Source organism: Vibrio sp. AIC-3 (genome assembly GCF_013114515.1).
Lineage (GTDB): Bacteria > Pseudomonadota > Gammaproteobacteria > Enterobacterales > Vibrionaceae > Vibrio > Vibrio crassostreae_C.
The window spans coordinates 24,762-46,363 of sequence record NZ_VTXG01000012.1; the positions used below are offsets into that span (position 1 = coordinate 24,762).

General features: G+C 44.2%; 21 protein-coding genes. 13 read left to right on the top strand and 8 right to left on the bottom strand.

What is annotated here, in order from left to right; all coding sequences use genetic code 11:
• Positions 1 to 18 precede the first annotated feature (18 nt).
• The 5 genes from yccS (at position 19) to F0229_RS10485 (ending at position 5,573) form a co-directional block, all read left to right on the top strand.
• Positions 19 to 2,202 carry a YccS family putative transporter gene (gene yccS / locus F0229_RS10465; protein WP_017060891.1) on the top strand — a complete coding sequence of 728 codons (2,184 nt, stop codon included), beginning with the start codon at positions 19 to 21 and terminating at the stop codon, positions 2,200 to 2,202.
• A gap of 332 nt (positions 2,203 to 2,534) precedes the next feature.
• Positions 2,535 to 2,720, top strand: coding sequence for a hypothetical protein (locus tag F0229_RS10470; RefSeq protein ID WP_017064780.1), 186 nt, complete (start codon positions 2,535 to 2,537; stop codon positions 2,718 to 2,720).
• A gap of 121 nt (positions 2,721 to 2,841) precedes the next feature.
• Positions 2,842 to 3,162: a hypothetical protein gene (locus tag F0229_RS10475; RefSeq protein ID WP_017060893.1), complete on the top strand. Its 321-nt coding sequence runs from the start codon at positions 2,842 to 2,844 to the stop codon at positions 3,160 to 3,162.
• Positions 3,163 to 3,323: 161 nt separating this feature from the next.
• Positions 3,324 to 4,586, top strand: a complete 1,263-nt coding sequence (locus tag F0229_RS10480; RefSeq protein ID WP_029235254.1) for a hydroxymethylglutaryl-CoA reductase — start codon at positions 3,324 to 3,326, stop codon at positions 4,584 to 4,586.
• A gap of 75 nt (positions 4,587 to 4,661) precedes the next feature.
• Positions 4,662 to 5,573 (top strand): LysR family transcriptional regulator, encoded by a 912-nt coding sequence (locus F0229_RS10485; RefSeq protein WP_065584590.1) that lies wholly within the window; start codon positions 4,662 to 4,664, stop codon positions 5,571 to 5,573.
• A gap of 75 nt (positions 5,574 to 5,648) precedes the next feature.
• On the opposite strand, the gene F0229_RS10490 is transcribed toward F0229_RS10485, so the two are convergent.
• From F0229_RS10490 to F0229_RS10500, 3 genes are all read right to left on the bottom strand, one after another.
• On the bottom strand, positions 5,649 to 6,563 hold the full coding sequence (locus F0229_RS10490) for a YjjW family glycine radical enzyme activase (protein WP_171732781.1): 915 nt from the start codon (positions 6,561 to 6,563) through the stop codon (positions 5,649 to 5,651).
• A gap of 56 nt (positions 6,564 to 6,619) precedes the next feature.
• The gene (locus tag F0229_RS10495; RefSeq protein WP_171732782.1) at positions 6,620 to 8,185 is read right to left on the bottom strand and encodes a YjjI family glycine radical enzyme; all 1,566 of its coding nucleotides are present in this window, start codon (positions 8,183 to 8,185) and stop codon (positions 6,620 to 6,622) included.
• A 346-nt stretch (positions 8,186 to 8,531) separates the two neighbouring features.
• Positions 8,532 to 9,131, bottom strand: coding sequence for a class I SAM-dependent methyltransferase (locus tag F0229_RS10500; protein ID WP_017064785.1), 600 nt, complete (start codon positions 9,129 to 9,131; stop codon positions 8,532 to 8,534).
• A gap of 161 nt (positions 9,132 to 9,292) precedes the next feature.
• Between F0229_RS10500 and F0229_RS10505 the strand changes: the two genes are divergently transcribed.
• Entirely contained in the window at positions 9,293 to 10,171 is an 879-nt protein-coding gene (locus F0229_RS10505; RefSeq protein WP_171732783.1) for a LysR family transcriptional regulator, read from the top strand.
• Between the two features lie 34 nt (positions 10,172 to 10,205).
• On the opposite strand, the gene F0229_RS10510 is transcribed toward F0229_RS10505, so the two are convergent.
• Positions 10,206 to 10,556: a hypothetical protein gene (locus tag F0229_RS10510; RefSeq protein ID WP_017060899.1), complete on the bottom strand. Its 351-nt coding sequence runs from the start codon at positions 10,554 to 10,556 to the stop codon at positions 10,206 to 10,208.
• Positions 10,557 to 10,862: 306 nt separating this feature from the next.
• Here F0229_RS10510 and F0229_RS10515 point away from each other — a divergent pair, with 306 nt between their 5' ends.
• Positions 10,863 to 11,759 carry a cation diffusion facilitator family transporter gene (locus F0229_RS10515; RefSeq protein ID WP_017064786.1) on the top strand — a complete coding sequence of 299 codons (897 nt, stop codon included), beginning with the start codon at positions 10,863 to 10,865 and terminating at the stop codon, positions 11,757 to 11,759.
• A 47-nt stretch (positions 11,760 to 11,806) separates the two neighbouring features.
• Here F0229_RS10515 and yddG read toward each other — a convergent pair whose 3' ends face one another.
• Positions 11,807 to 12,739: an aromatic amino acid DMT transporter YddG gene (yddG, locus tag F0229_RS10520; protein ID WP_171732784.1), complete on the bottom strand. Its 933-nt coding sequence runs from the start codon at positions 12,737 to 12,739 to the stop codon at positions 11,807 to 11,809.
• Between the two features lie 180 nt (positions 12,740 to 12,919).
• Positions 12,920 to 13,594 (bottom strand): pyrimidine 5'-nucleotidase, encoded by a 675-nt coding sequence (gene yjjG, locus F0229_RS10525; RefSeq protein WP_171732785.1) that lies wholly within the window; start codon positions 13,592 to 13,594, stop codon positions 12,920 to 12,922.
• Positions 13,595 to 13,807: 213 nt separating this feature from the next.
• Here yjjG and F0229_RS10530 point away from each other — a divergent pair, with 213 nt between their 5' ends.
• The 3 genes from F0229_RS10530 (at position 13,808) to F0229_RS10540 (ending at position 16,509) form a co-directional block, all read left to right on the top strand.
• Positions 13,808 to 13,960, top strand: a complete 153-nt coding sequence (locus F0229_RS10530) for a hypothetical protein (protein ID WP_171732786.1) — start codon at positions 13,808 to 13,810, stop codon at positions 13,958 to 13,960.
• 260 nt (positions 13,961 to 14,220) lie between these two features.
• Positions 14,221 to 15,369: an L-threonine dehydrogenase gene (gene yiaY / locus F0229_RS10535; protein WP_171732787.1), complete on the top strand. Its 1,149-nt coding sequence runs from the start codon at positions 14,221 to 14,223 to the stop codon at positions 15,367 to 15,369.
• Positions 15,370 to 15,585: 216 nt separating this feature from the next.
• Entirely contained in the window at positions 15,586 to 16,509 is a 924-nt protein-coding gene (locus F0229_RS10540; RefSeq protein ID WP_171732788.1) for a hypothetical protein, read from the top strand.
• Between the two features lie 115 nt (positions 16,510 to 16,624).
• Here F0229_RS10540 and F0229_RS10545 read toward each other — a convergent pair whose 3' ends face one another.
• Positions 16,625 to 17,059 (bottom strand): YccF domain-containing protein, encoded by a 435-nt coding sequence (locus F0229_RS10545; RefSeq protein WP_004730224.1) that lies wholly within the window; start codon positions 17,057 to 17,059, stop codon positions 16,625 to 16,627.
• A 247-nt stretch (positions 17,060 to 17,306) separates the two neighbouring features.
• Here F0229_RS10545 and F0229_RS21980 point away from each other — a divergent pair, with 247 nt between their 5' ends.
• Positions 17,307 to 17,432, top strand: a complete 126-nt coding sequence (locus tag F0229_RS21980; protein ID WP_017060906.1) for a hypothetical protein — start codon at positions 17,307 to 17,309, stop codon at positions 17,430 to 17,432.
• A gap of 102 nt (positions 17,433 to 17,534) precedes the next feature.
• Here the strand turns inward: F0229_RS21980 and F0229_RS10550 are convergent, their stop codons facing one another.
• Complete coding sequence (locus F0229_RS10550) at positions 17,535 to 18,611, bottom strand: low specificity L-threonine aldolase (protein WP_171732789.1); 1,077 nt, start codon at positions 18,609 to 18,611, stop codon at positions 17,535 to 17,537.
• 306 nt (positions 18,612 to 18,917) lie between these two features.
• On the opposite strand from F0229_RS10550, the gene F0229_RS10555 reads away from it, so the two are divergent.
• Entirely contained in the window at positions 18,918 to 19,535 is a 618-nt protein-coding gene (locus F0229_RS10555) for an NAD(P)H-dependent oxidoreductase (RefSeq protein WP_171732790.1), read from the top strand.
• The gene (locus F0229_RS10560; protein ID WP_017067137.1) at positions 19,535 to 21,457 is read left to right on the top strand and encodes a monovalent cation:proton antiporter-2 (CPA2) family protein; all 1,923 of its coding nucleotides are present in this window, start codon (positions 19,535 to 19,537) and stop codon (positions 21,455 to 21,457) included. Before F0229_RS10555 ends, F0229_RS10560 begins: the two co-directional genes overlap by 1 nt.
• Positions 21,458 to 21,602: the final 145 nt, after the last annotated feature.

Here is a 21,602-nt window from a genome sequence, read left to right on the forward strand (position 1 = left end):
TGTGTCAAGTGAGCGACTGTGGACTTTTCAGCCAAATTACGCCTCTATTGGGCGAATAAAACCATAAATTACAGCGTATTAATTCTCATCACTCTGCTCGGCGTGGTGGTGCCTGCTTGGTATTATGGACAAAACACACTGATCACGCCTTTGATCTTAGGCGTTATTGCTGCGGCTCTTGCGGAAAGTGATGACAGCTTTACCGGGCGCTTGAAAGCACTCACGCTGACCTTTATCTGTTTCGCCGTTGCGGCTTTCTCTATTGAGCTTCTCTTCGATACGCCTTGGCTGTTCGCGATCGGGCTTTTCGTTTCAACCTTCTCTTTTATCATTCTCGGGGCAATTGGCCCTAAATACGCGAGTATCGCGTTTGGTTCTCTCTTGGTTGCCATCTATACCATGCTTGGTGCACACGAGAGCACCAACCTTTGGTTTCAACCGCTTCTACTGTTAACTGGCGCCGCTTGGTACTACTTCATGTCGATGATTTGGCAGATAGTGTGGCCAATGCAACCCGTGCAGCAAAACTTAGCCACGGTATTCGATCAAATCGGTAACTACATCGATTCAAAAGCGGAACTCTTCTACCCCGTTTCTGACTTGATTCCCCAGCCACACCGAATCATTGAAGCCAAACTCAACGCGAGTACCGTTAACGCACTCAACATGTGTAAAGCGACGCTGCTTAATCGCTCTAAGCGCGGACACATTGACGGTCCTAGTGACCGATTTCTTAACACCTACTTCATCGCACAAGATATTCATGAACGCGTCAGCTCTAGCCACTATCGCTATCAAGAGCTAGCAAAACACTTTGAGCGCTCTGACGTGTTGTTTAGATTTAAGTATCTACTGGAAGCGCAGGCCACTGCGTGTAAAGAAGTGGCGAGCTCGTTGAAAGTTGGCGCTGAATACCAGCATGGTGACAAGTCTGTATTGGCACTCGATGAGCTGATGTCTTCGCTCAATCATCTGCACCAACAGAATAATCCTAAATGGAAATCACTGCTGAACCAGTTGGATTACTTATTCAATAACCTAGCAACCGTTGAAAAACAGCTCTCGAATATCAGCAACCCAGATGCAGAGAAGATTGAAGAAGGTGTATTGGACGATACCAACCCTCATACTTTGACGGCAATGTGGCACAAGATCAAAGCTAACTTGCACACCGATTCTATGCTATTCCGCCACGCGATTCGCATGGCGATCACTTTGACGCTGGGCTACGGGATTATCCAGGGTTTTGATATCGAACGAGGTTATTGGATTCTACTGACGACACTGTTTGTGTGTCAGCCAAACTACAGTGCAACCCGTCAAAAACTGACAGCGCGTGTCATTGGCACGGTCGCAGGCTTATTGATCGGAGTACCGTTACTGACTTTCTTCCCGTCGCAAGAGAGCCAATTAGTGTTCATTGTGATCAGTGGCGTGATGTTCTTTGCGTTTCGAATCAATAACTACGGGTTTGCGACCGGCTTTATCACACTGCTTGTGCTCTTCTGCTTTAACCAATTAGGTGAAGGCTACGCGGTAGTATTGCCAAGGTTAGCGGATACCTTTATTGGTTGTGCTCTCGCCGTGCTTGCTGTCATTTATGTGTTGCCTGATTGGCAATCGAAGCGACTGCACAAAGTGATGGCGGATGCGCTCGATTCCAACAAGAACTATCTCGCTCAGATCATCGGCCAATACCGTGTCGGTAAGAAAGATAGCCTAAACTATCGTATCGCTCGTCGTAGCGCTCATAATAATGACGCAAACCTGACTGCCGCCATCAGTAGCATGTTGGTTGAACCGGGTAAGTACCGTACCTCTGAAGATGAGAGCTTCCGATTCTTAACACTCAATCATGCTCTGCTTAGCTATATCTCGGCTCTGGGTGCTCACAGAACGCGTATTGATGATGAAGCGACACACAAACTGGTGCTAGATGCGCACAGAGTAATCCACCAGCATCTCGACGCTCTAAATGATCAGCTCTATTCTCATAAAGAGCATTGTGAAGTGAAAAACGCTTATGACCCGGAGCTGGATAAACGTTTGAGTGAATGGCGAGAAGAAGATGAGAATTCTGTCAAAATGGTTCTACAACAGCTCCATTTGATCTATCGCATGCTTCCAGAACTGCATACCTTAGCGACCAAGTTTGCAGTTAAGGTTAAGATCGACAAGTCGTTTGAAACAGAAGCTTCTTGAGCAACAAACAAAATACCGTAAAAACAAAAAGATAACGCCAATTGCTTATCTTTTGATCATCACAAATATTTATACATTGCTTTACCCATACCCCTAATTGGGTAGAAAAATTACTTACCTACCCTTGTGCCACAAGGGTTGAAGGCGTTTTTACATTGTAGGAATTTTCTGACTTTGATTGACCAAGCCTTAACTTTTCCTAACATTTCTCGGACAAAAAACGACCACAGGAATTTATAGTTGTCTTAGTTTCAAGAAACTTCAAACATCATTTAAAATTCACTTAATCTTGTTTGATTTCCTGAATCAGTAGGCTATGCTCTAAAGAGCATATGAATTTGAACAAAGGTCACACTATGAATACACAGCAATTTGAAGCATTTAAGCAGCAAATACAGCTTCTTAGCCCACAACAATTAAAAGCACTTCAGGGTGAGATCGACGGCAACCTCGAAACAGAGAAGCCTTCTTTGCTTACTGATGAAGAGTTAAACGCGCTAAATGACCTGTTCAGTTAATAGACAGACATCACTATTTTAGCTTAAGTTCACATTTTTACCGTAAATTTCATCTGTTCATCATTGCGCTCAAAATATCGTCCGCCTAGACTCATTCCATACGTCAATAAAAGGTTCTGATATGTCGATATCTGGTATTCAATCTGGTTACGCCATTATTCAGCAATCCACCAACATGGCTGAAGAAGCCGCAATCGAGCTCAACCAAGCCTCCAAACACGCTCTAGAATCCGACGACACTTTCGAAGCTAGCGATCTCAGCTTTAATCAAATAGAGCCTGAACAAGCCATTTCCTTTAAAGACAAAGAACCTGAACCTGCTTCATCTTCAACCGATTCCTTGATTAAACTGACACAAAGCGCAAGTTATAACCGCGTTGGTGCAAGTGTGGTTGATCGTCAAAACGAAGCCATCGGTAGCCTTCTCGACATTCATATCTAAATTTCGCTCAAATACAGCCTATATTTCGCGAAACTTCGCTGCTTTTTGCTTCAACAACCACACAAACTGTAACTCATTATATCAGGCGCTTGTTTCTGGTTTATTACTCGGTAGAATCAGCGCAAACCAATTTGCTGCACAAACTTTACTTCATACTATTTATGCCAAAACTAAATCTGCATCGCCGTGACTATGTTTCTATTTTAGGAGGCGACATCTCCGCAGACGAATTAGAAAAAAAGCTTCAGCCTCATTTTGAAAAGCCAGTAAATAAGCTGACACCTAGCCCCTACCTGACAGAAAAGAATCTCACACGTCGCTGGACAGCGCTCGATAATGCAGATTCACAGCAAGAACTGCTCGACCCTCATACACAAAGTCAGTTCCAAGCTTATGAGAAAAACATTGAGCACTTTATTGGCACCGTTAAAGTCCCTGTGGGAATATCTGGCCCTTTAAGAGTCAATGGCCTATTTGCTACGGGCGATTACCTCGTACCACTCGCGACCACAGAAGCTGCGCTTGTCGCGTCTTATAACCGTGGTTCTAAGCTGATTACGGCTTGTGGTGGCGCAAGTGCGATGTTGCTCAATGAAGGCGTAACACGTACTCCTGGCTTTGCATTTCAAGGATTAGTTGAAGCCGGACAGTTTGTGGCTTGGGCTGTGACTCAGTATGACCAGTTCAAGATCTTGGCAGAATCAACAACATCACACGGCAAGCTGACCGACATTAATATCAACATCGAAGGTAACCATGTTTACTTGGTGTTCGAATTTCTAACCGGAGACGCTTCTGGTCAGAATATGGTGACCATCGCAACCAATGCCGTGTTTGAGTACATCATCGAAAATACGCCAGTTAAGCCTGACCATGCTTTCCTTGATGGCAACTTGTCAGGCGATAAGAAAGCCAATACCCAAACCTTGCGCAGCGTTCGTGGCAAAAAGGTAACTGCTGAGGTTAATATCCCTGCAGAGCTTGTCGCGAAGTACCTACACACGACACCAGAGAAGATGGTCCAGTTTGGCCAAATGACCACAGTCGGTGGCGCTTTGAGCGGCACTATCGGTATCAACGCCCATTATGCGAATGCACTGGCGGCACTTTACATCGCTTGTGGCCAAGACGCGGCCTGTGTCGCCGAGTCAGCGATTGGTATGACGCGTATGGAACTCAACAAAGAAGGCGGTTTATACGCTAGCGTGACACTGCCTAACCTAATGGTGGGGACTGTCGGCGGTGGTACTGGCTTGCCAAGTCAAAAAGCCTGTTTAGATTTACTTGGGCTGCATGGTAACGGTAAATCACAAGCCCTAGCTGAAGTTTGTGCTGCACTGTGTTTAGCGGGTGAACTATCGATTGTGGGCGCATTTTGCGCAGGCCACTTTTCACGAGCGCACCATAAGCTAGCTCGTAAATAACCTTTATCCAATTTGGCTTGTTCGATTTTGTCGTTCATGCAAAATCACAAGCCAATCTGAATGCGTGAGTCATAAATGGATTACTTACACTTATCTAGGGTGAGCCTTAAGCACCTCACTGCGCTTCATATTATGCTGAACACCCACAGCGTCACTCAGACCTCAGAGCAACTCTGTGTCAGCCCTTCGAGTGTAAGCAAAACCCTGTCTCAGTTGCGTGACATCCTGAATGATGAGCTTTTCTATCGAGATGGTACCAAGCTTATCCCGACTCCCTTTGCTCTGAAGATAGCGCCCACTGTTCACGCAATTCTTTCAAGCATGAATGGACTGCTTCATCAAAAGAGTTTTACCCCTCAAGAGTACCAAGGCAGTTTTTCACTTTCGATGCGTGAAAGTACTTTCGAAGTATTTGCCTCAAAGATCAGTAAAATTACCACTGAGCTCGCGCCAAGCGCGAAGCTCAACATCTATTCGAAACAACAGCTCGGCTTCGATGCTTTACTCAGTGGCAAGGTCAATTTGATCTTGTTGCCTCATGATATATCTCAGCCGCCGACCGATAACAAAGAGCTGGTTTGGGAAACAATTCTTCCAGATGAAATGGTTTGTTTGATGGGCGCACACCACCCTCTCGCTCAGCAAGAACTGACGGTAGAAGGCTACTTAGATTACAAGCACATTGGGATTTTAGATAACGAACTGTCTCAGCCTTACTTTGAACAAAACTTGGTTCAATGCCACCAACCAAGAGAGATGGCAATATCGGTCGCGGACTTCGGCGCTGCGGCTGTGTTGTGTCACCACACACCTTTCCTGTTCACTTGCTCTAAACAGTGGGCTGAGCATGCTAAACAAGCTCAGGGCTTAGTGAGCAAGCCCTTGCCTTTTGATTACGGTAAGGTGGCGTACAGCTTGGTGTGGAATAAACCCAACATGAATGATCAAGCGATCAAATGGTTGTGTGACCTGTTTTTAGAAGCTTAATATTTTTAGAGACTTGATATCTTTAGAAAGTTAACGTTCTTAGAAGCCTGATTGACCGCCTAAGAAATCTAAAGACTAGGTATAAACCGCAGGAGTTTGCATCGGTCTTTGAACTATGGTGTAGAGCTTATCGTGAAAGCTCTGCATCTGCTGTTCGGTGCATTTCGGCCAATCTAACGCGTCGCCAATGACACCATGATGCTGAAACGCATTCAGCCGAATTCGAATATCACTTGGTAGAGTCTTCAAGTAACGCCCCACTTGTTCAATTTCGTCCTCAAGATCGCTTTTATTTGGGATATGTAGCAACCTAACTTCGTGCAGTTTTCCTTTATCTGCTAAGTAGTTAATGGTTTCAAATACTCGATGGTTTCCTCTACCTACTAGCCATTGGTGTGTTTCAGATTGCCATGATTTTAGGTCAATCATCGCGCCATCAAGGTAAGGTAATACTCGCTCCCACCCTTGTTGAGGCAACGAGCCGTTACTGTCAATAAAACACGTTAAGTGTGCCAATTGCGGATCGCTTTTAATCGCTTGAAATAGCTCTATGATAAACGGCAACTGCATGGTCGCTTCACCGCCAGAAACGGTAATGCCACTCAAGAAAAACTGATTATGCCTGACAAGCTCCAGAACCTCTGAGACCGTCATTGTGGTAATTTTCGGGCTCGACTTATGGTCGCAGATATCAATGCACTTATCGCAGTTGGTGCAAGCTGCTGGGTCCCACTTCACTTTGCCATCAACCATGCTTAAAGCACGGCTTGGACAGCCGCTAATGCAGTCACCACAATGGTTACAGTGATTGATTGTGTGGGGGTTGTGGCAAGTAATACAATCAAAATTGCAGCCCTGAAGAAACAGCACCAAGCGGTTTCCCGGGCCATCAACACAAGAAAAGGTCAGCACACGGCTGACCTTCGCTTGTTTTTCTGCCTTATTATTTTTAACCCTAGCCATTTGAGTTGTTAGATCAGAAATTTTCATAATTCACATTGTTCGTATTCGAAACGCACCATACACATAACGCACGCACGTTAAAGCTATTCGTATGTCGGCGACATCTCTAAACTCGCCACGCGTGGTTTACGCTCTAATATGCCCGTGTTCTTCGCAGCTTCGGCACCTAAAAAGGTGGTATTGGTGCGTGAGCCTTGCTCGTCATATTTGGCAATGTCAGATAGCTTAATCATGTAACCCGTGACACGAACCAAATCATTTGATGCAACGTTAGCCGTGAACTCTCGGTAACCCGCTTGAATCGCGCCTTTACACAGGTTAAACATCGCTTCAGGGTTAGATTTCACTGTTTCGTCGATGGTCTGAATGTCACTGATGCCCGAGGTGTAGAACTTATGGTGACCCGCGGTTGCACGAACGTAAGAGACAGGATCCGGTTCGGTACCATAAGGAATACGGACACCCGGCGTCACATCTTCATCTAAGCTAATACCGCCTTGAGCATGCAGCAGAGCTTTACCTTCTAATCCATATTTCACTTCAGAGCGTTCAACGATCTCAGCCAGCTTTTCAGAGATACGATGACCAAGCTGATTCGCCAGTTCATCGTGACCATAACGCCCTGCTTGACCTTCTTTCTCCAACAAGATGTTGACTGCTTCCGCCATGCCGTAAATACCAAACATTGGCGCAAAGCGATCCTCTTCGATCAAACCTTCTTTGGTTAAGAAGCCTTCGAAGAAGTTAGACTCTTCATGCAAGAAGCGGCTTCGAGCGTTCATCAACTCAACCATGATGCCACTGTAGTTCGGCAATACTTGTTGTAAGAAATCAGCACTGTCCTCAGACTTCAACGCCACTTGCTTAAGGTTCATACGCACCAAGGTGTTTGAACCACCCGCTAACGGCAGAGAGTTGTAGCAGCTCACAATACCAAAACGCTTATCGCCGTAAGCCTCGGCATGCGCTGGATAGTTTGCAATATGTGGTTTACTGCATTCACAGATGTTGCTCGCCGCATGACGAAGTAGATCATCAGGTGTCAAGGCTGGGTCGTACATAAAGGTTAAGTTTGGCGCGATCTGCTTCAATTCAGCGTCTACACGTAAAATCGTACGGCAGATAATGTTGTCTGTCGGGCCGATATTCACATGCATAAAGGCGTCTGGCAGTGTGCGATCCAACATGATCCAGAACAGCTTAATCTTTTGGTATACCTGCTCTTCTGTTAAGTCGCCCACGAAAGGCATCAACACATCATCCAACTGACCTAGGTAAACCGGAATTGAAGTGACAGACGGAACATGGTGGTAAAGGATGGTAAGCATGTTCAATGCTTCATCGAAGTTGGTTGCCGCGCTAAGCTCTAAATACTCTGAGCCTTGATGTAAGTATTTAGAATAATCTGGAAGTACATAGCGCGGCTTAAATGGGGCGTGCCCTTCAAACATGTCACACAGCACACCTTGTTGTAAGGCTTGCTCTACTTCTTTGCTTACCGGCATATACGGCAGGCTGGCTTCAGCTTCTAAGGCAAGATAGCTCGACTTCTGTTTTGGTGACAGGTTGGCATCTGAAATGATATTGCTAAAGCGTTGTTGTTGCTCTGAAAGTGGTGAAGAAGTAGATGACGCAGATTGGTGGCTCATGATTAAACCCTTAGTGTTGTTATGGGCTTATTTTATATCTCACCGTTATATTTCCACTAATGAAATGTATGCAAGACTACATTTCCAAAATGGAAATAAATAATTTGTAAATTAGCGGTGTTGAGTTTTCTATGAGCGAGATGAGAAACAGAGAAATAGAGACATAGAGACATAGAGAAATAGAGAAACCAGAGTTAGTAGTGAAGAAATGAGAAAGCGCTAATTCGTTCTGTTTAAAACGATAGCGCCAAAAAGAGAAAACCCACATAACTGACGTTAGAGTCGTTAATGTGGGTTTAGTAGTTTAAATGAGCATTCTGAATGCTAGCTCAAGGCATACACACGATTACAGATCTGGAAGCGCTTGTTTACGTCCAACACCCATTAATACCTTTAACTCTCCTTGTGGAGTGTCAATCGAGAACGGTGTAGAGACTTCAACTACTGCAAAGCCCGCTGCACTCAATACATTTTCTGAGCGCTGTTGGCTTACACCGTAGTCTTCACTGTCGCTTTCCAAGTACCAATCCCAGTGTACAAACGTACCGTCGTTTTCAAGCAGCGTGTAAATCAGACTGACTGTGTCTTGTAGGTTCGGGATAAAACCACACACCGAAGAGGCTACCACTAGGTCAAACTGGTTTCTGAATGCTGGATGCTGCGCTGCAAGTCCGCGCGATAAAATATCAACTACCGGTTCAACGTTAGGTAACTCTTTCTTATCTAACTCTTCAATCATCCCTTCAGAGATATCAAGTGCGATGATCTCTTTTGCTAAAGGAGATATTTTCTGGCTGAGTAGTCCTGTACCACAACCAAAATCAAGGACACGGGTTCCGTTTAAATCAACGAGCTGTGTTAACTGGTCAAATACGGATTGTGCGAATACTGCAGTTGCGGGATCTTTATCCCAATCAACGGCGTATTCGTCCCATTGTTTCGCCATCATGGCCTCCATCTTTACTTCTTGTAGGTTCGGAACTTCCCCAGAGTAAACCAAATTAGTCAATTCGTCATAGAGTTATCATGCAAAGATGGACTATTTCTAAGATAGTCAGCACAATATTCAGATAATATGCACCAACCCCCGCTCAATATGGAAATGAAATGAACCTTTCTCAAGTCCAAGCCTTTTGTTCCGTTGCTGATTTAGGATCAGTTTCTGAAGCTGCACGCCAGTTAGAATGCAACCGAACCAAACTCAGCATGTCGATTAAAGCCTTGGAAAAAGAGTTAGATGTCGAGCTGTTCGTCCGCAGCGGAAACCACGTTGAGCTTTCAGAAGCGGGTAAAGCGATTTACAAAGATTGCGAAGGCATGTTGGTGACAGCCGCGCGTATTAAACAAACCTGCTTGCATGTTTCGGGCGAATTCAACGCAGAAATTTGGATAGCACGAGATGACTCCCTACCCGATGAAATGTGGCAGGACTTATCTCACGCCTTAAATAACAAGTACCCTTCTACCTCATTCAACTTCGTTCTCGCATCGAGCGGTGACTTAGCTAACCTAGTTAAAACTCAGCAAGTCGACTTCGCATTTGGTGTCGATTACGAACGCGTCGATGACCCAAGAATTATCTACAACCCGCTTGGTAAGATTCGAATGATGTCTGTATGTAAGAAAGGACATGATTTGAGTGCGATGCGACGAGTGTCTGATGAAGTACTGAGAAATTCGATGCAAGCAACCATGGTTTATCTTAATGAAAAGGATAATCCTGAGCTTGAGCCCTTCTCGCGTCGTTACATTGGCTTCTCTAGCTTCGACTTTATGTTGGATACGATTCTACGTGAAGAAGCATGGGGCGTAATGCCTGAGCCATTGATTCGCCATTTACTGCGTGAACAAGAGCTTGCCGTGATCAAACACACCTACGGTTTAACACAAGAAGACTACTGTATGTTTACCGCGGCTGGCATGGCAGAGCACCCAGGAATGAATTGGTTGGCCGACCAGCTTAGTGATTATTTGTTTGATTTCTAGACGGACGACTTTTACTCCATACTTAAGTCTTGCTCTAGAAAACCATCACGTGATCCACTAAATAGCGTCCGTCTTCTTCAACCAATACCATTTCAGCGACAAACTCACCTTTGGCGATGGTGTAAGCTTGTTTCCACACAAAGGCGATGGAGTCTGAACGTCTAAATAAAGCAACTTGCTCACGCTCAGCAAAAAAGCCATTACTGTGCTGATAATGGTGACACACCTTTTCTAAATATTCTGGCGTAACAATGTCTTTCATCCTTTGAGTAAAATCTCGACAGTGCTGTTCATGATCAACCTTAGTTGAACCATCCATCAGATTATCCATGATCGGGTTAGCAATCGCCCACAACTCATTATCACTGATATCGTCAAACTTCATATTGATTCACTCCTTGTCCATCGCAGTCGCAGTCGCAGTCGCAGTCGCAGTCAAATCTAGAAGACCAATAAGACCTTAGCGACTAATGTGTTTTATTAATCATAAACGATCCTATTTCAGTTGCACACCATCACCAAAAAACACTCAACGTCAACTTTATTGACACTACACCCTGACCTTAAGTCACTGAATTTTATTGATTTATATGTTCGAATTAAATAAGACATATAAACATCATCAGATAAAGTTTGTAAAGTTAGCTCATTATTAGAACAATGAAGTTATCAAAAACATCTGGAAAATATTATGTGTGACAGGAAAAGCCAAAACGAAAATCGAGTACTATTGTTCTCAGCCCTTTTAGCATCAGGCTTCGCAATTGGCGGATTGGTGTTGGGTCTTCTCGTTGGCTCTCTGGTCATAGTATTTGACGGTGTCTATTCTCTTATCAGCTTACTGTTAACTTTATTGTCACTAGCTGCCTCGAAATACATCAATCGCCCTTCGGACACTGAGTTCCCGTTTGGTCGAGCTATCATCGAGCCGATTGTGATTGCGATTAAAGCCGTTGTGATTCTTCTTGTGGTTGGTTATTCACTTTACTCTGCGATTGGTGCCCTAATGACGGGTGGCCGTGAAGTTGATGCTTCTATCGCAACTCTGTTTGGTATTTTCAACGTACTGGGTTGTGGTTACGCTTGGTGGTACATCGCGAATAAGAGTAAACGTATTTCTTCAGGTCTGATTCAGGCTGAGTCTAAACAGTGGCAAATGGATACGCTACTGAGTGTAGCGGTAACCGCGGGTTTCGTAGCGGCTTGGTTAATTACTTTTTCTCCGCTTGCAGAATACGCAGTGTATGCCGACCCAATGATGATGTTGCTAATGTCTTTCTACTTCATCAAAGTGCCTTTCGACATGTTACGTGAGGCGATGCGCGAACTGCTTATGATGTCGGCAAACAAAGATATTTGTGATGCGGTAGATAAGAACGTCGTCGCGGTAGACAAAGAAGCGGAGCAAGATTTGGAGCTGATGGGTGTGACTAAGGTTGGTCCAGAATTACGAATCAATGTTGATATTCATACCAACGACCAACAAGCGATTGCGGTCGATGATATTGAACGTACGCGCCGCCAACTTAAGCGACGCTTATCGAAGATGCCTTATGAGCTTCAATTGAATCTCAATATCGCGAGTTAAGAGTCGAGAGTTAAGAACCAAGAGCTAACCAATCAACCTCTCGCTGACTAAGACTCTGATTGAACCTTTTTAGAAGCCGACGCCGTAACCGTCGGCTTTTTGTCTCTGGTTACCCACCAGCAAGCTAAAGAGCCAATCGTTACCATACAAACGCCCTGCCAAAACGTCATGCTCAATGACAAACCCAAAATAATAGAAGACAGTAAGGTCGCAAAAATAGGCGTGAAATACGACATGGTCGCCAAGAAGACCATATTGCCGCCAAGTATCGCTGTATTCCAAAGCGCGTAACCTGCGCCCATACACACACCGGCTAACACTAAGTCAATTGCAGCACTGTTTGTCATCACCATGCCGGTTTCGTTACTCAATGCGTATTTGATCCACAAGGTGATTGCAGTCGCGATAAAGAACAGCACGATCGCATTCTGTCCTTTCGCCACTTTCTGAGTGTAATTACAGTAGACCGCCCAAATAATCGCGCCGAAAAACGCCATAGAATAGGTTTTAGGGTTGGTCGCAATGTTGGCAGCAATTTGGTCGACAGAGAGACCTTGGTCACCGCTGATGCTCCAAGCCACACCAAAGAATGCCAAGAAGATACTTGGATAAACCAGCCAGTTAATCTTCTTGTCGCTCAGCAGCACCGCAAATAACACCGTCAGTGCCGGCCATAGATAGTTGATTACCGCCATCTCTATCGCTTGATGTCGGCTGTTCGCCATTCCCAACGCCAAAGCCAAGAAGATCTCATAACAAACGAACAAGGCGCCGCCAATCAGCAAGTAAGACTTAGAAAAGCGTGAAAACTTAGGTAGCCCCATAACACAGACCAACAACAGTGAGCTCACTGTATAAAGACTGGCGGCGCCACCAATTGGGCCCAGTTGTTCTGATACGCTACGAGACAGCGCGATTAAGCAGCTCCAAAGTAAAATGGCAGCAATGCCGTAGCAGCTATGGCGATGAGATTTCAGCACGCCTCTTCCTTATTTTTATTGTAATGGGGTAATCAAAGCGAGCTTAAAGCAAAGGTAGGCTTAAACGCCACTATCGATAAGTTGCAGTAAGTAAAAATAAGTAGCCGAGCACATAACTGTACTCGGCTATCAATCATTCACTCAAAAATCTAAAAGCAATTAGCAATTAGCAATTAGCAATTATGCTAGTAAAAGAGCTTGCAGGTCAGCCAGAGACTTAACCTGATAATGAGGGTTAATTCCCGCTGGCGTTGCCTTTTCTTGACTGTTTAACCAACACGTTTCGATGCCAAAATCGAGTCCACCTAGAATATCGGAATGTGGGTTATCCCCGACCATCAATATTCTTTGCTTCGATGGCAATCCAACCAGCTTATGCGCATATTCAAAGATTTCAGCGTCTGGTTTCGCGACACCGACTTCTTCAGAGATGATCACATGGTCAAAGTAATCTGTCATGCCTGTGCGTTCTAAACGTATAGATTGCAGCTCGGTAAACCCATTCGTGATGATACCCATGTTCACTTTGCCTTTTAAAGACTCCATCAACTCTTTTGCACCTGGGAGCAGAGAACAGATATCCGCCATTGCGGTCAAAAATGCACTGTTTAGTTCTGCTGTTGTTGTCTCTAACTTTGTTGCCCAGCTTTCAAAACGCGCGTGCTTCAGTTGAGCTGCCGTAATGCGGCCATCTTGATAATCTACCCAAAGTGGTAAATTAACCTCTTGGTAAACCGAATAATCCTGTTCACTAAAGTCCACACCAAAACGGGAGAACATCAGCTTCATTCCTTGAAAAGCATCAAAGTGGAACAAGGTTTCATCTGCATCAAAGAATATCCAGTCGTACTTCATTTTATTTCCTATTAATCACGCTGTTGAGCTGCGTTTATCTTTAGTTGTTCATTGGCTCAAAGACCAGATGTTCATTCTACTACCAATTTTGTGAGCCTGAATATAGTTCTAATAATTTATAGAAAACAAGCCACAAGTCATGATGTATCGCAAATTTTGCCACATATTAAACCAATACCATACAATAAATACACTTAGGTACCGGGAGGTACTATGAAGCACTTTTTACCATCGTCTGTCATGCTTACCCCTTTTCTTGTCAAATACTATGACGAGGAGTCAGAAGACACGCTTGATTCTGAAGAGTCACAAGAACCTGAAATTGAATGCAGCGATGACTCAGATAAAACGTCGATACCAGCCTAACTAGAAGAGTTTTCAATGAAAAACCTTATTTTTCATTGTTATAGAGCTCCATACTGTCTCTAATTTAGTCGATTTATCGCGATCTATTACTGACAATCAACACAGCCAAAAACCATGAAAACGATTGCTATATGAGCCCTATCACAACGACTAGCCACAAAGTGGTAGTTCGAATTCAAAGTTGTTCCAGATCAATGGTCGACCACTTGAATGCCGACAACATGTAGGAAATTAAAAATCATAATTAACGGAGTTTTCCAATGTCTACTGCATTTTACATCCCTACAATCAACTTCATGGGTACTGGCTGTCTGAAGGATGCTGCTGATAGTATTCAGTCTCAAGGCTTTAAAAAAGGTCTGATCGTAACTGATAAGATCTTGAATCAAATTGGTGTAGTTAAGCAGGTACAAGACCTTCTTAGCCAGCGAGGCGTAGACGCAGTTGTATTCGATGGCACTCAACCAAACCCAACCATCACTAACGTGAACGATGGTCTAGAATTGCTGACTGACAACGATTGTGATTTTGTTGTTTCTCTAGGTGGCGGTTCTCCACACGACTGCGCAAAAGGTATCGCTTTGGTTGCTTCTAACGGCGGCAAGATTGCAGATTACGAAGGTGTCGATCAATCTGAAAAACCGATGATGCCTCTTATCGCTATCAACACGACTGCGGGCACCGCTTCAGAAATGACACGTTTCTGCATCATCACTGATGAAGAGCGCCACATTAAGATGGCTATCGTTGATAAGCACACAACACCGCTTATTTCAGTAAACGATCCTGAACTAATGCTTGCTAAGCCTGCATCACTGACTGCTGCAACAGGTATGGATGCGCTAACACACGCAATCGAAGCTTACGTTTCTATCGCAGCGACACCAATTACAGACGCTGTAGCGATTAAAGCCATTGAACTTGTACAAGCTCACCTAAGAACGGCAGTAGCGCACGGCGAAGACATTGAAGCACGTGAACAAATGGCTTACGCACAGTTCATGGCGGGTATGGCGTTCAACAACGCGTCACTAGGTTATGTTCATGCGATGGCGCATCAGCTAGGCGGCTTCTACGATCTTCCACACGGTGTGTGTAATGCTATCTTGCTACCACACGTTCAACGCTACAACGCGCAAGTTTGTCCTGAGCGTCTACGTGATGTGGCAAAAGCAATGGGTGTGAATGTTGAATGCATGACAGCTGAACAAGGCGCAGAAGCTGCGATCAACGCGATTGTTCAACTTGCAAACGACGTGAACATCCCAACAGGTATCGCGCAACTTGGTGCGAAACTAGAAGACATCCCAACGCTGTCTGACAACGCACTGAAAGATGCTTGTGGTTTCACCAACCCTAAACAAGCAACTCACGAAGAGATCTCAGCGATCTTCGAAGCGGCAATGTAACCTAGATACAAATCACTTCTTATAGCTAAAACAAACGGACTCACCTTGTGAGTCCGTTTTCTTTTATCTATCCAATCCCTTTCAAACCTTTATCTTCCTCGCTAATCACTCATCACTCATCACTCATCACTCATCACTCATCACTAAAAAGTCGCATTGTTGCAATCGCTTGGTTATAGTCAAACTATTGATATATAGAATAACAAACAGGTTCCATTGAGTCGTAGGATAGCTAGCACCTCATTATTGGCGTCACTCATTTCATACACCGTTCAGGCAGAGGAAAAAAATGAGTGCCACAGTCAGCCGTTAGAAGACGTCCCTGTCGAAAAGGCTTACCATTTTCTGAACAGTAAATTTTGCCAACCTGCACTCTGGTTCGATAGCTTCTTTGTAGATGACCGAATAACTGAAGATGCCAGAGCTGGCACATCTGTACGTTGGTATAACGATTTTATTTATTCAGAAGGTGGGGAGCTCGACTACTCAACCAAGCTCAATGCGCGTCTGCATCTTCCTTTTGTCAGTAAACGCCTAAAATTGATCTACGAGTCTGTCAGCGATGAAGAATTCTTGGATTTTTTTCCGAATGATTCCGATGAATTGGAAAGTGCATTAGGCCTGCGTTATGACGCTTATGCCAAGGGTTACAGTAGCTTCAATATTAAGGCAACATTGCGACCGCGTATCGAAGCTCGCTACCGTTTTACCTACCCTCTGACCACCGATGTGGTATTCAGGCTTACCCAGCGGGTATATCAGGAAAAACAGGAGACTGGTGAGATCACTGACATCGACTTTGATCTTTCTTTGAGTGATGACTTCTTGGCTCGATGGTCAAGCTTTGCGGGGTATAACGACGACCTTAAAGGTTGGAATTATGGTACGGGATTAACCTTGTATCACTACCTTGCTCAAGACCAAGCTCTTCAATACAGTGCCACGATTAATGCAACGGATGAGCCTCATAATCATTACGAATACGCTCAGGTTTCGGTTACCTACCGACAAAACGTATGGAAAGAGTGGCTGTTCTACGAACTCATCCCTCGTTATCAATGGGAACGAGAACCCCATGAGAAACATACCGAAGAAGCCAACATCACCCTGCGGCTTGAAGTCCTGTTCAATAATGTCTAGCTCAACAACGCCTAGTTAGTGTTTGGGATATGAGCGTCGAGAGATAAGAACAGAGGCACAAAAAAAGCACATCATACGATGTGCTTTTCAGTTCAATCAGGCTAAAAGTGTAATCTTAACCTTTGTAATTTCTTACTCGCGCCGCTTCTGCTTCACGTTTATCGACAACCGTCTTACCGATAGGCGCCAGTGAGATAACCGCTAATTTAAGGTGTTGAATCGCGAACGGAATACCAATGATGGTAATGAAACACGCCACAGCTGACATGATGTGACCAATCGCAAGCCAGATCCCCGCAAATAAGAACCAAATAACGTTACCAATCACACCTAGCGGGCTCGTGCCGATGTCCATTTCATTGGTTAGCTCATCACGCGAAATCGCTTCCTGACCAAATGGGAAGAATGAGAAGTTACCCATAACAAAACATGCTCTACCCCATGGAATACCAACGATGGTTAGGAATGCGAGCAGTCCGAAGAACCACCAAGCTAGTCCCATAAATACGCCACCGAACAGAAACCAAATGATGTTTCCTATTGTTTTCATTCTGTATTCTCCAAATCTTTGAATGCTATTTATTTAATATGCCGAGTAAGGCAATGATTGTTGTAATAGGTTCATTATTGTTGAACCTTTATGAACCGTTTATGAATCACTTACATTTTATGTGATTGATATACACCACGGTTCTCTAAATCTACATAGGGCTAAACCCATTTATTTGATACCATACACTTAGATTTTTAGTACCAAAAAGCTAAACAGACTCAACAACGAATTTAAGGCCGAATTTATGAATAACACTGAGCAACCTAAAAAGAAAATGAAAAACTGGGTGCCAATCGTCTTCTTCGGACTTCTCAGCACTGTTCCAGTGTTCATGTTCTTAGTTGATGTGTACATCAACCAGTATATGTAACAGAGCCGGACATCCTAGCTATATAAATGGATATAAGAACCCTTTCCTGTATCCATTTCAGTTCCAATTAGATCAGTTCTTCTTCAGCCAGCTCTTCGTTAATCAAATCAGCTCTTCGCTAATAAAATCTAGAATGTCTATCAGCTCATGATCAGGCAAATTTAGTAGGTTATCCCCTACATACCATTCAATCTTACATTGGTTTGGCAACTCACTGATCGCTGGGTTTCCTATCCAAATCTTGTGTTTCTTCGCTATGTTATCTCTCACAATAATGCCGTCTTCATAGCTCACAGGTAAATAGAGGTGAAGCATGTTGACCTGCGGTTGCTGCGGATTAACAGTGAACTGAGGATAATCTTGTAATATTTGATAAACCTGTTTGGTGCGTTCATACAGAGCTGGCATCAGTTCTAATCGCTCATCAAACTGCATCGCAGCAGATACCACATAAGGCGTTCGGTGATACACGTTACCACCTTGGCGCTTCATCCACGCCGATGCCTTCGCTACAAAAGCTTTATCGCCTAACAGTAGCGAACCACCAAGGCCATTGAGACCTTTATACAGCGAGACATAGGCGCTATCGAACCCCTTAGCAATCTCGCGGTATGGCTTTTGGTAATACGCGCCACACTCCCACAAGCGGGCACCATCCATATGAAGGTGAATCGATTGCTCTTTGCAGTACTGTTTAATCGCCTCAAGCTCTTCCCATTCGGGTAACTGCCCACCAATTTCTCGCATCGGCAGTTCATATAATGCGGCTGCGATTTCATCAGGCCATGCCTTTAAGTCATCGACATTCCAAGTGCGGAATACGTTACCGACAGGAAGAACACTAAAACGATTTTGAAGCTGATACCCTTGGCGTTCATGGCGCATAATATGACTCGATTCATGCATCGCCACTACTGGGTTTCTTCTCTCTTGGCACGCAATTTCTAGCGCAGTCGGTTGATTCATGGTGCCCGTAATAACAAACACAGCCGCTTCATAACCGAGCAGATCTGCCACTTTCTTTTCAAAACTCTCAATAAACTCGCCATCACCGTAGCTATCGTGAGTAACATTATTTGTTTCACACCAGTGAGCCATCTGAGCGAATGTTTGTGCCGGAGTTGGTTCTAAGTGACCAGAAAGCAAAAAATCACATTGTTGACGCAGATCTGTACTCATACTCTTTCCTTTATTCGTTATCATTGTATGAAAAGTTGTCGAATGGTTTCGTTCTAACGTTAAGGTGACATAAAGTAAAAATATTAGCTTTTATTATTAACGAATATTTAGTTTTACAAGCTCATATCCTTTCGAAGTATTGAATTGTATAAACAATACAGTGCCTTAAAACAAGGTAAACTATACGAAATGAGATAATGAAAAAACAATCACTATTAGCTAATTCGTTGTTCTTCAAGCATTCTTCTATTATTGTATATCTATAATCCCAATAGGTATTATTCGTTTATATACAAAGAGGGCTATATGTCGAAAAATCGAGTTTTAGTGCTATTCGCACACCCTTCTCAACATCGTTCTGAAGCAAACAAACCGTTATTTGAGCAAGCAAAACGCGTTGACGGTGTCACGTGCGTCGACCTCTATGCCGAATATCCAACGTTCAAGATCAGCATCGATCGTGAGCAAAAACGCCTATTAGACCATGACATCATCATTTTTCAGTTCCCTTTGTATTGGTACTCAACACCGGCAATTCTTAAAGAGTGGCAAGACCTTGTTCTTGAATACGGCTTTGCCTACGGCGCCGAAGGCAATGAACTACAGGGTAAGAAATTGTTATGTAGCATTACTGCAGGAGGTAAAAAAGATGCCTACCAAAGTGATGGTTACAACCATTTCACGATTCGAGAACTGCTTCACCCAATCGAACAAACCGCTTCTCTGTGCGGGATGAACTATCTCGCGCCCTTTGCGTTATTTGGCTCGCGTACCGCTTTGGAAGAAAACCGTATTCAACAACATGTCGATAGCTACAGAACGCTTTTACAGGCCTTGGTTGCAGGTGATATCAACATCAAAAGAGCCAACAAGGCAGAAAAGTTGAACCATATTGTGGAAGAATTGATAGCAGAGGTTAAATAATGACGGGATACTTTCTACAAGCATTTATCTATTTAATTGCAGCCGTGATTGCGGTCCCTATTGCCAAAAGACTTGGACTTGGATCAGTTCTCGGCTACTTAATCGCTGGCGTTGTGATTGGTCCCATCATTGGATTGGTTGGCGAAGAGACAACAACCATCCAGCACTTTGCCGAGTTCGGTGTAGTGATGATGCTGTTCTTAGTCGGGCTTGAACTTGAACCTAAGATGCTATGGGCGATGAGAAACCGATTGATGGGGCTTGGTGGCCTTCAAGTTGGTGGTACGACCGCTATCGTGATGGGAATTGCACAGTTCTTTGGTCAACCTTGGACAATTGCTTTAACTATCGGTTTGATCTTTGCGCTTTCATCGACAGCCATTGTTCTACAAACGTTCAATGAGAAAGGCCTGTCTAAAACGGAAGGCGGTAAAAACGCTTTCTCGGTACTTTTGTTCCAAGATATTGCCGTTATCCCAATGCTGGCGTTCATCCCTTTGTTGGCTCTTCCTGAATTGGTTGCTTTGGCAGAAAGTGCCGCCCAAACCGCTGCACACCATGATGAACTCAGTTTAGTTGCAGGTTTGCCAAGTTGGGCATACGGACTTGTTATTACGGCTTCAATTGCGATTGTGGTCGTCGGTGGACATTATCTAAGTCGGCCACTGTTTCGTTTTGTTGCGAGCTCTGGCTTACGCGAGATCTTCACTGCAACTGCACTGATGTTGGTGATTGGTATTGCCGCGCTAATGAGCCTTGTTGGTTTGTCGCCTGCCCTAGGTACTTTCTTAGCAGGTGTGGTACTTGCCAACAGTGAGTTCAGGCACGAACTGGAATCTAACATCGACCCGTTTAAAGGGTTATTGCTTGGATTGTTCTTTATCACGGTAGGCGCAGGTATCAACTTTGGCGTTCTATTTAACGATTTCGCACTCATCATTGGCTTAACTCTTGGCGTGATGGCGCTGAAAGCCTTGGTGTTGTTTACACTGGCTTTAATCTTCAGAATCAAAAACAGCGACCGCTGGCTATTTACATTGAGCTTGGCTCAAGCGGGGGAATTTGGTTTTGTACTACTCAGCTTCTCAGCACAGAACCATGTATTACCTGCGGATATTGTTCAAACACTATCACTGGTTGTTGCCCTCTCTATGTTCTTAACTCCTGGTCTGTTCATTCTGTTTGATAAAGTCATTCTGCCCCGTTACGAGCAAAAATCGAACGATCGAGAAGAAGACAAAATAGAAGAGAAAGGTACCGTTATCATTGCAGGCATCGGCCGATTTGGTCAGATCGTAAACCGCTTGTTGGTATCAAATGACGTCAATACCGTAGTATTGGATCATCAAGCAAACCAAGTGGACTTATTACGCTCCATCAATATTAAATCTTACTTTGGTGATGCTACTCGTCACGACTTGTTGCATACCGCGGGTATCGAAGAAGCCGCGATGCTAGTAGTGGCAATCGACAACCAAGACTCAAGCGTTGAATTAGTGAAATACGTTAAACACACCTACCCTAAAGTGAAAGTCTTAGCGCGTGCATTCGACCGAGGTCATAGTTATCGCCTAAGAGAAGCGGGGGCAGACTTTGTTGAATCAGAGACCTACCATTCTGCTCTTGAAATGGGCGCTGAAGCCTTGCGTTCTTTGGGTCATCACCCATTCTTCGTCGAGCAGCAAAAATCGACTTATCAACGCGTTGAGAGCCGTAAGTCTGAAAAGCTTTACCAAGCTTGGTCTGAAGCGGAAGAGAACCCACGCTACGACAACAACTACCGACAAATCTTCATTCACCTTGAAGAAGCAATGAAAGAAGATATGAAAAAAGACCGTTCAGACAAACACTCTCGTTCTGAACGTGGTTGGACACCTCCACCGAAAGGCTATGCAGATGGCTTTGAGGAAGAAGAGTCTTAAGCAGAATCTAGACTACAGCTCTAGATAACCATGCTATTCAACCATCAAAAGCGGCTATTTGAGCCGCTTTTTCTTTCATTTAACCCCGACAAAACCTCAAATGAGCACAAGTATCAGGTGCTGAAACTCTTAATCCGAAAGATTT